General features: G+C 36.8%; 2 protein-coding genes, 3 tRNA genes and 3 rRNA genes. All 8 read left to right on the forward strand.

Annotation, left to right across the window (positions count from 1 at the left end):
- The first annotated feature begins 45 nt into the window (after nucleotides 1-45).
- The 8 genes from rnpA to RI76_RS00180 all read left to right on the forward strand — a co-directional run bounded on the left by rnpA (nucleotide 46) and on the right by RI76_RS00180 (nucleotide 7,627).
- Nucleotides 46-381 carry a ribonuclease P protein component gene (gene rnpA, locus RI76_RS00145; RefSeq protein WP_017192097.1) on the forward strand — a complete coding sequence of 112 codons (336 nt, stop codon included), beginning with the start codon at nucleotides 46-48 and terminating at the stop codon, nucleotides 379-381.
- 29 nt (nucleotides 382-410) lie between these two features.
- Nucleotides 411-2,030, forward strand: coding sequence for a YidC/Oxa1 family membrane protein insertase (locus RI76_RS00150; RefSeq protein ID WP_017192098.1), 1,620 nt, complete (start codon nucleotides 411-413; stop codon nucleotides 2,028-2,030).
- Nucleotides 2,031-2,432: 402 nt separating this feature from the next.
- Nucleotides 2,433-2,516, forward strand: a tRNA-Tyr gene (locus RI76_RS00155).
- Nucleotides 2,517-2,749: 233 nt separating this feature from the next.
- Nucleotides 2,750-4,277, forward strand: a 16S ribosomal RNA gene (locus RI76_RS00160).
- Between the two features lie 79 nt (nucleotides 4,278-4,356).
- Nucleotides 4,357-4,433, forward strand: a tRNA-Ile gene (locus tag RI76_RS00165).
- Between the two features lie 76 nt (nucleotides 4,434-4,509).
- Nucleotides 4,510-7,375: ribosomal RNA gene (locus tag RI76_RS00170) — 23S ribosomal RNA — on the forward strand.
- A gap of 37 nt (nucleotides 7,376-7,412) precedes the next feature.
- Nucleotides 7,413-7,526: ribosomal RNA gene (gene rrf / locus RI76_RS00175) — 5S ribosomal RNA — on the forward strand.
- The 16S, 23S and 5S rRNA genes sit together here with 3 tRNA genes alongside, the layout of an rRNA operon.
- Nucleotides 7,527-7,551: 25 nt before the next feature.
- Nucleotides 7,552-7,627 (forward strand) — tRNA-Val (locus RI76_RS00180).
- Nucleotides 7,628-7,697: the final 70 nt, after the last annotated feature.

The following is a 7,697-nucleotide window of genomic DNA, read 5'->3' on the forward strand; positions in this document are numbered from 1 at the left end:
TTAAAATAAATTTAAGATAAAAAAAGGATAATATAAATTTTTATCATGAAAAGAAAATTTATTTTAAGAAAAAATAGTGAAATCGATTTGATTTTTAAACTTAATAAAAATAAAAATATCAGAAATGGTTTTTTTACATTATATTATGCTAAAAATCATCATTTTAAACATTTTAAATTTGCTTTAAGTATTAGTAAAAAATACGGTAAATCGCACGAAAGAAATTTAATTAAAAGACGTTTAAGAATGATTATTTATCAAAATATGAATATGATCAATCCTCATACGTCTTTCGTTCTTGTTATCAAACCAAAAGCGAAAGAACTTGATTTTGTCGGATTATCTAAATATTTCTTAATTTTAATTAAAAAAATTTCTTAATTGTTTCTAAATAAGGATATTTTAATAATATGAGTAAAAAAAAATTATCGTTTAAACAAATACAAAAATTTTTAACCTTTCTTTCGATAACTATTTTATTATTTCTTTTTTTCAAATGGGCTTTCCCTTCTAAGAAAAACATAGAAGAGTTAAAAGACGCTGACATCAAGATTGTTTTTAATCATGATGTAACCTATGATGTTAAAAAGATAAAATTGGAAGACATGATTGTAAAATTAAATGATCCACAATCTTTTAATTTTACCGATTATTCAAATTATGTCAATATTTTTCAAATGGGTATTCAAAAGAATAAAAATATCGTTGTTAGACAATGGAAAAAAGAGGATTTTAACCCTTCTGACACAAATGAAAATAGTAGAAAAATGATAGATGCTTTTAAAAAAACATTAAAAGACAAAATAGATGCTATATTAAAGACAAAAGATTATTTTTTCTCTTTTGAAGAAAAACTTGATGAGAAAAAAAATACTCCAGGAAACATTGTTAAACAATTTTTCACTATCAAAAGAGGGACTAATTTTGATTACGCTTTAGGCCAAAAACATTATGACAAGGTTAACAAACAAAAATTGCTTGTTTATAAGATATATCCTTATAAATCCGTAATTTTTAAAAATTTTAAAATTTTTGAAGATAAAGATAAGAAAGAAACAATTCGTGTTGACGATTATAACAAAAAAATCAGAGAGAAAAAAGATGACAATGGCGACTTCAATACTTTTGTTTTAAAAGAAGACGCACAACAAACAGATTTAAACTTAAAATTATTTGTAGACGATTCTGGCGACTCTCCTATTCAATGGCCTTCTAAATTAAGATGGACTGGCATTTTAGGGTGGGGTTATATTTGGAACGTGTTAATCATTTTCATCGGTTCTTCTTTAGACTTCTTCTCCAATATCTTTGCCAGCGAAGAAGATGGTATTTTTTTTGGCAATTTAGGGTTAGGCATCATTTTAACTACTATTTTGATCAGAACTTTATCGTGGCCGATCTATACTAAAACTAGTTCCTTTTCTTTGAATATGAGTTTAGCTCAACCAGAAATAGATAAAATCAGAGCTAAATACGTTTTAAGAAAAGACAAAGCGTATACGCAGCAAATGCAAATGGAAATAATAAAAGTATATAAAAAATACAATTTTAATATTTTCGGTATCTTTATAACTTTTTTACAAATGCCTATTTTTATCGCTATGTTAAGATCTTTAAATCGTTTTCGTGTTTATGGCGGAATATTTACTCCTCGCACTGAAAAACCCTTTTTAGGTTTTATTAATTTAAATCCTGTAGAAAATAATCTTATTATTGTTAAATTAGTTTTATCTCTTTTCGTGGGTATAAGTATGTTTTTCTTAAACAAATTAAGTTTAAAAAAACCATCTTATTTAAAACAAAATACTAAAATTTTAACTTTAGAACAACAAACACAAAAAAAAGCTCAAGAAAAAAGCATGAAGGTTTTCAGTTATATGATGATCGGATTAATGACTTTTACTTCCTTCAAAGATGTAACTTTGTCTTTATATTGGGTTGTAGGGAATTTATTCACTATAGTTCAAACAATTATTAATCATAAATTAATGGAAAATAAATATATTTTATTAAAAAAACAAGGATTATAAAATATTTTTATTTTCTTTTTTTGCATTTTTTTATTTTGGTTTTTGGCAGACGTTGGTAATTAAATTTCTTTATAGGGAATTTGGATAAGCGATCATTAAACGACCAATTAAATAAATCGCTTCAATTGATAGTCTTTTTCCTATAAAAAAAGACTTTTTCTAAATAAAGTTGGCCAAAAAGTATTACTTTAGAAAAAAATATGTTTTAAAGAGTCTTTTTTTGAAAAGAAAAACTCCTATAATAGGTAATTTTTATCTTGAAAAAAATGACAACCAAAGTTATTTTGCCATCTATAAAAAATATGTAATTTTTTTTATTTAATATGTTAAAATCAAATAGTAAGTTTTTCAAATAAATTTTTATTTGATGTATTTTGAAATTTTCAAAAGAAACTTTTCTTTGGAGGGGTAGCGAAGTGGTTAAACGCAGCAGTCTGTAAAACTGTTCCGTGAGGTACGTTGGTTCGAATCCATCCCCCTTCACCATTATTAAATTTTTTGAAATAAAATGTAAAAAAAGATTGAAATAATTAATTTTACATGTTATAATTAATTTGTTAGTTTTGCGAATTTATTTTTTTTTAATCGCATTCATTAATAAATAAAAATAATTTTTTAATTCTTTGAAAACTGAAGATGATATTTGATTAAAATTTTTTAAATATTTAAATCATGAAATTTTCTTTTTTAATTAATTCGTTAAAAAAGCAAATCAAAACAAAACGAAGAGTTTGATCCTGGCTCAGGATGAACGCTGGCGGCGTGCCTAATACATGCAAGTCGAACGGAAACCTTCGGGTTTTAGTGGCGAACGGGTGAGTAACACGTAAGCAACCTGCCCTTAAGACGAGGATAACAATTGGAAACAGTTGCTAAGACTGGATAGGAAAAGTGAAGGCATCTTTACTTTTTTAAAAGACCTTCTTTGAAGGTATGCTTAAGGAGGGGCTTGCGACACATTAGTTAGTTGGCAGGGTAAAGGCCTACCAAGACTATGATGTGTAGCTGGACTGAGAGGTTGAACAGCCACATTGGGACTGAGACACGGCCCAAACTCCTACGGGAGGCAGCAGTAGGGAATTTTCGGCAATGGAGGAAACTCTGACCGAGCAACGCCGCGTGAACGATGAAGTACCTCGGTATGTAAAGTTCTTTTATTAAGGAAGAAAAAAGAGTGGAAAAACTCCCTTGACGGTACTTAATGAATAAGCCCCGGCTAATTATGTGCCAGCAGCCGCGGTAATACATAAGGGGCGAGCGTTATCCGGAATTATTGGGCGTAAAGGGTGCGTAGGCGGTTTAATAAGTCTATAGTTTAATTTCAGCGCTTAACGCTGTTGTGCTATAGAAACTGTTTTACTAGAGTGAGATAGAGGCAAGCGGAATTCCATGTGTAGCGGTAAAATGCGTAAATATATGGAGGAACACCAGAGGCGTAGGCGGCTTGCTGGGTCTTTACTGACGCTGAGGCACGAAAGCGTGGGGAGCAAACAGGATTAGATACCCTGGTAGTCCACGCCGTAAACGATGAGTACTAAGTGTCGGGTAAAACCGGTACTGAAGTTAACACATTAAGTACTCCGCCTGAGTAGTACGTACGCAAGTATGAAACTTAAAGGAATTGACGGGACTCCGCACAAGCGGTGGATCATGTTGTTTAATTCGAAGATACACGAAAAACCTTACCAGGTCTTGACATTTTCTTGCGAAGTTATAGAAATATAATGGAGGTTATCAGGAAAACAGGTGGTGCATGGTTGTCGTCAGCTCGTGTCGTGAGATGTTAGGTTAAGTCCTAAAACGAGCGCAACCCTTGTCGTTAATTGCCAGCATGTAATGATGGGGACTTTAACGAGACTGCCAATGAAAAATTGGAGGAAGGTGGGGATTACGTCAAATCATCATGCCCCTTATGATCTGGGCTACAAACGTGATACAATGGTTGATACAAAGAGTAGCTGAAACGCGAGTTCTTAGCCAATCTCACAAAATCAATCTCAGTTCGGATTGAAGTCTGCAACTCGACTTCATGAAGTTGGAATCGCTAGTAATCGTGAATCAGCATGTCACGGTGAATACGTTCTCGGGGTTTGTACACACCGCCCGTCAAACCACGAAAGTTGGCAATACCCCAAAGCGGTCGCCTAACTTCGCAAGAAGAAGGATCCGTCTAAGGTAGGGTCGATAATTGGGGTTAAGTCGTAACAAGGTATCCCTACCGGAAGGTGGGGATGGATCACCTCCTTTCTAAGGAAACAATAAAATTATCATCTTCAGTTTTGAAAGACTTAGAAAATTAATAAGTTTTTCTTTTTTAAGGCATTAAGGGCCTATAGCTCAGCTGGTTAGAGCACACGCCTGATAAGCGTGAGGTCGGTGGTTCAAGTCCATTTAGGCCCACCAGTTTATTTTAAAAGTTATAAGCGCTGTCTTAAAAAAAGTTCTTTGAAAAGTAGATAAACATAGTAAAATCAAAAAAATTGAAGGAATTAAGAGCGCATAGTGGATGCCTTGGCACCAAGAGCCGATGAAGGACGCAATTAACGGCGATACGCCACGGGGAGTTGTAAATAAATGAAGATCCGTGGATTTCCGAATGGGGAAACCTACTATAATAACATTATAGTTTTTTGATTTTCGAATCAAAAAGGGATACGCAGTGAACTGAAATATCTAAGTAACTGCAGGAAAAGAAAGTAATAACGATTCTGGTAGTAGTGACGAGCGAATCCGGAGGAGCCTGATACCGCCACTAGTTACAAAATTTTAACCAACTTGAAGTTTTTGGGAAAAAACACCAAAGAAGGTGATAGTCCTGTAAGGGCAAGTTAAAATCTAGGGTATCGAAAAGTACGGCGAGACACGAGAAATCTTGTTGGAACATAGGGAGGACCATCTCCTAAGGCTAAATACTACTTGGTGACCGATAGTGAACTAGTACCGTGAGGGAAAGGTGAAAAGAACCCCGGAAGGGGAGTGAAATAGATCCTGAAACTATGTGCTTACAATTAGTTAGAGCTCGTTAATGAGTGATAGCTTGCCTTTTGCAGAATGAACCGGCGAGTTATGATATATAGCAAGGTTAAGTTTGAAGGAACGAAGCCGTAGCGAAAGCGAGTCTTAATAGGGCGTTTAGTTTTATGTCATAGACCCGAAACTGAAGTGAGCTAGCCATGAACAGGTTGAAGTTTGGGGACAACCAAATGGAGGACCGAACCAGGACACGTTGAAAAGTGTTTGGATGATTTGTGGCTAGAGGTGAAATTCCAATCGAACTCAGAGATAGCTGGTTCTCCCCGAAATAGCTTTAGGGCTAGCGTTAATTAAGAAATTTTAATGAAGGTAGAGCACTAAATGATTGAGGGCTCCACCTCGGGGTACCGATATCAATTAAACTCCGAATGTCATTAAAAACAATTAGCAGTCAGACTGTGGGTGATAAGGTCCATGGTCAAAAGGGAAAGAGCCCAGACCGTCAGCTAAGGTCCCTAAATTAATGTTAAGTGGAAAAGGAAGTAGAGACGTTTAAACAATTAGGAAGTTGGCTTAGAAGCAGCCATCTTTTAAAGAGTGCGTAATAGCTCACTAATCTAATGACTCTGCACCGAAAATTTAACGGGGCTAAAACATTATACCGAAGCTACGGATATAAAAATAATTTATTATTTTTAATATGGTAGGGGAAGCGTTCTGACATCGATGAAGCCATAGCGGAAGCAGTGGTGGAGAGGTCAGAAGTGAGAATGCCGGTGTAAGTAACGAAAAGATAGGTGAGAATCCTATCCGTCAAAAACCCAAGGTTTCCAGGGGCAGGTTCGTCCGCCCTGGGTTAGTCAGGTCCTAAGGCGAGGCAGAAATGCGTAGTCGATGGCAAGCAGGCTAAAATTCCTGCACTAAGAAAACAACTGATGGAGCTACAAAACAGGCTAAGCACACCCTTTATTGGATTAGGGTAGAAGAACCGAGTTTGAGAAGATAGGCAAATCCGTCTTCTTATTCTAAAAAATAAGGTTTGAAGGTAACGTGACTGAAGTCATATTTTCAAGAAAAACTTCTAGGGCTAATTGTTTTTTTACCTGTACCGTAAACCGACACAGGTGGGAAGGTAGAGTATACTAAGACGCGCGAGAAAACTCTTGTTAAGGAACTCGGCAAAATGACTCCGTAACTTCGGGATAAGGAGAGCTTTTATGATAAAAAGTAAAAGCCGCAGAGAATAGGCCCAAGCGACTGTTTATCAAAAACATAGGTCCCTGCTAAACCGTGAGGTGATGTATAGGGGCTGATGCCTGCCCGGTGCTGGAAGATTAAGAGGAGATGTCAAAGGTAACTTGAAGCATTGAATTGAAGTCCCAGTGAACGGCGGCCGTAACTATAACGGTCCTAAGGTAGCGAAATTCCTTGTCGGGTAAGTTCCGACCCGCACGAAAGGCATAACGATTTGGGCGCTGTCTCAACAAGAGTCTCGGTGAAATCAAATTACCGGTGAAAATGCCGGTTACCCGCGACAGGACGAAAAGACCCCATGGAGCTTTACTGTAGCTTAATATTGAAATTGAAAATTGCATGTAGAGGATAGGTGGGAGACTGTGAAATTAGGACGCTAGTTCTAATGGAGTCATCGTTGGAATACCACCCTTGTTATTTTTAGCTTCTAACCTGCATAAGTGTATTATGAGGGACAGTGTTTGGTGGGCAGTTTGACTGGGGCGGTCGCCTCCTAAAGAGTAACGGAGGCGTTCAAAGGTACCCTCAAAATGGTCGGAAATCATTTTAAGAGCGTAAAGGTAAAAGGGTGCTTAACTGCGAGACCTACAAGTCGAGCAGGAACGAAAGTTGGACTTAGTGATCTTACGGTACCGTATGGAAGGGCCGTGACTCAACGGATAAAAGCTACCCTGGGGATAACAGGCTTATCGCTTCCGAGCGTTCACAGCGACGAAGCGGTTTGGCACCTCGATGTCGGCTCATCGCATCCTGGAGCTGGAGAAGGTTCCAAGGGTTGGGCTGTTCGCCCATTAAAGCGGAACGCGAGCTGGGTTCAGAACGTCGTGAGACAGTTCGGTCTCTATCCGTCGTGGGCGTTGGAAATTTGCAAGGAGCTGTCCCTAGTATGAGAAGACCGGGATGGATATACCGCTGGTGTTTCAGTTGGTTCGCCAGAGCCACAGCTGAGTAGCTATGTATAGAAAGGATAAACACTGAAAGCATCTAAGTGTGAAGCCTCCCTTAAGATGAGATTTCCCTATGAGATCCCTGGAAGACTACCAGGTTGATAGGCTAGAGGTGTAAGAATAGTGATATTTTCAGCTGACTAGTACTAATAGATCCATTGACTTTGATTTTTTTGAAATAACTATGGTTATCTAGTTTTGAAAGATCCTTGGTGATTTAGTCAAGGGGAAACACCTGTTCCCATTCCGAACACAGCAGTTAAGCCCTTAAACCCCGACAATAGTTTTTCGTATGGAAAGTGAAGATAGGTTTTTGCCAAGGATTACTTGAAAAATTACTTTTAAAAAGAGGATTAGCTCAGTTGGGAGAGCGTCTGCCTTACAAGCAGAATGTCGGGGGTTCAAGTCCCTCATCCTCTACCAATTTTTACAATCACAATTTTAAAGCCAAAATAGCTCAATAGGTAGAGCAACTGACTTGTAATCAGTAGGT

This window comes from Milkweed yellows phytoplasma str. MW1 (genome assembly GCF_000309485.1).
Taxonomy (GTDB): domain Bacteria; phylum Bacillota_I; class Bacilli_A; order Acholeplasmatales; family Acholeplasmataceae; genus Phytoplasma.